A 1839-nucleotide genomic window follows, 5' to 3' on the forward strand; every position below is an offset into this window, starting at 1 on the left:
GATGTGGCGGTCGGGTGCAGTGGGCCAGTAGTGGTAGGTCAGGTACCAGCCCGGTGCCCAGATGAGCAGGGTCATGTTGGGAAGATTCAGGGTGCCCTGGCCCCAGACGGGGTACTTGCCGGGGTTGATGCCCTCGGGCAGTTCGTCGTCCGCGAGGCCGGCGATGTCGGGGCGGTCCCAGGGTCCGAACAGGCCCGAGCGCAGGACGCGTTCGATGGGCTTGACCATGTTCAGGTCCTTGGGCGGGGCCATGCCGCCCCACGAGGAGATCATCGAGTGCGGGAACTGGATGTCGTAGTGCAGCGCTTCGTAGCCGTAGCCGGCGAGTTTTTCGGTCGGCCTCGGTGGCCTGCTTCATGTGCAGGATCGGCGCGTGGTAGAACTCGGCGAACGCGTCGATGAACAGTTTCCAGTTGGAACCGATCTCGGCCTTGTAGCTGTAGACCTCGGTCATCTGGTCGAAGGGGTAGCCTTCGATGCCCTTGGCCAGCGGGCCGAGGTATTCGTCGAGGGGTTGGGTGTCGTCGTCGAGGTTGATGAAGATGAAGCCCTGCCAGATCTCGCAGCGCACGTACTTGAGGCCGAAGTTCTGCTTGTCCAGGTCGAAGAACTCGTCTTCCTGCTGGACGAAGGTCAGGTCGCCTTCGAGGCTGTAGCGCCAGGCGTGGTACTTGCAGGTGAACTGCTTGCAGCTGCCGGCGACTTCTTCGCCGGGGAAGTCGTTCCATACCAGTTTGTTTCCGCGGTGGCGGCACACGTTGTGGAAGGCGCGGATCTCACCGTCGTTGCCCTTGACGATGATCAGTGAGGTGCCGGGGCCGGCGGAGGGCAGTTCCTTGGTGAAGTAGCTGCCCTTGCGGGGGAGTTTTTCGATGCGGCCGACGTTGAGCCAGGTGCGCTTGAAGATCGCGTTGCGCTCGTCCTCGAAGAACTGCGGGTCGTACGAGTCGGTGTAGTCGACCGGTGCGGTGCCGAGTTCGGGCCAGTGCTCGGTCCAGCTGCCTTCGGCTGGTTTCGGGAAATGGGGCACGGATCTACCTTTCCTGTCCGAACTCGTCGTCTCTGTCTACTTTTCAGCCCATCCAATCTCATCTATGAGAATGGCACTCTCATTCAGTGACTATTAGGTTTTCACAGTTGCCGGGAGCGTCAACGTCCGATCGCGGGTGAGTCGGTCCCGTGGACCCGGCCCGGGCGAACGTGCGCCGCGGAGGACCGGGACCAACGAGCCGTCCCCCCACGGCGATTCGCTGTGGGGGGACGGCTCGTTGGTGCGTCGGGTGTCAGACCACCGGTTCGTGGGTGATGTCGGCCCAGGCTGCGCCGCTGTCGGGGACGCGGGGTTGTTTCCAGACTTCGACGGGGAAGGAGACCATGATGAGCGACTGCATCAGGTGCACGAGGGCGCGGGCGTCGTCGGGCAGGTCGTCGAGGTCGAATTTGTCGCAGTAGGTGATGGCGTCCTCGATGCGGCCGAAGGCGGCGTCGTAGAACTTCTGCATGTCGGGCATGGTCGAGGCCAGGCGCTTGGCGTAGCGTTCGGGTTCGGTGGCCAGGACCCAGTCGGTGTAGGGCTCGAGGTCGGCGAATTCAGTTGGCAGCAGCGCCATCACGGTACTCCTTGACGTAGTCTCCGACGGTTTTGTGCAGGTGGCGGAGGAGGATTTCCTGATCGCAGAGCGGGAAGTCGGTGACGGCGCGGGTGCCGATCATCGTCTGTGTCGCTTCGAGGGTGTTGGCGTCCTGCAGTGCGTATTCCTTGAAGGTGACCGCGGCGAGTTCGTGGGCGAGGCGTTCGCGGACGTTCTTCGGGGGCACGAAGTAGAGGTTGGCCTCGAA

The 1839-nt window shown here is 63.1% G+C and carries 2 protein-coding genes and 1 pseudogene; all 3 read right to left on the reverse strand.

Translation table 11 applies throughout. The features are described from left to right. Positions 1-1030 (reverse strand): annotated as a pseudogene (locus ACTFTM_RS31140) (aromatic ring-hydroxylating oxygenase subunit alpha); the annotation flags it as partial. 253 nt (positions 1031-1283) lie between these two features. Beyond that, a complete protein-coding gene (locus tag ACTFTM_RS31145) occupies positions 1284-1610 on the reverse strand; it encodes a hypothetical protein (protein WP_072814131.1) in 327 nt (108 codons plus the stop codon). Further along, the coding region (locus ACTFTM_RS31150) for an SRPBCC family protein (protein ID WP_449566792.1) at positions 1591-1839 on the reverse strand (249 nt) is incomplete at its 5' end. The genes ACTFTM_RS31150 and ACTFTM_RS31145, both read right to left, overlap by 20 nt.

The sequence above is a fragment of the Micromonospora sp. RB23 genome (assembly GCF_053585025.1).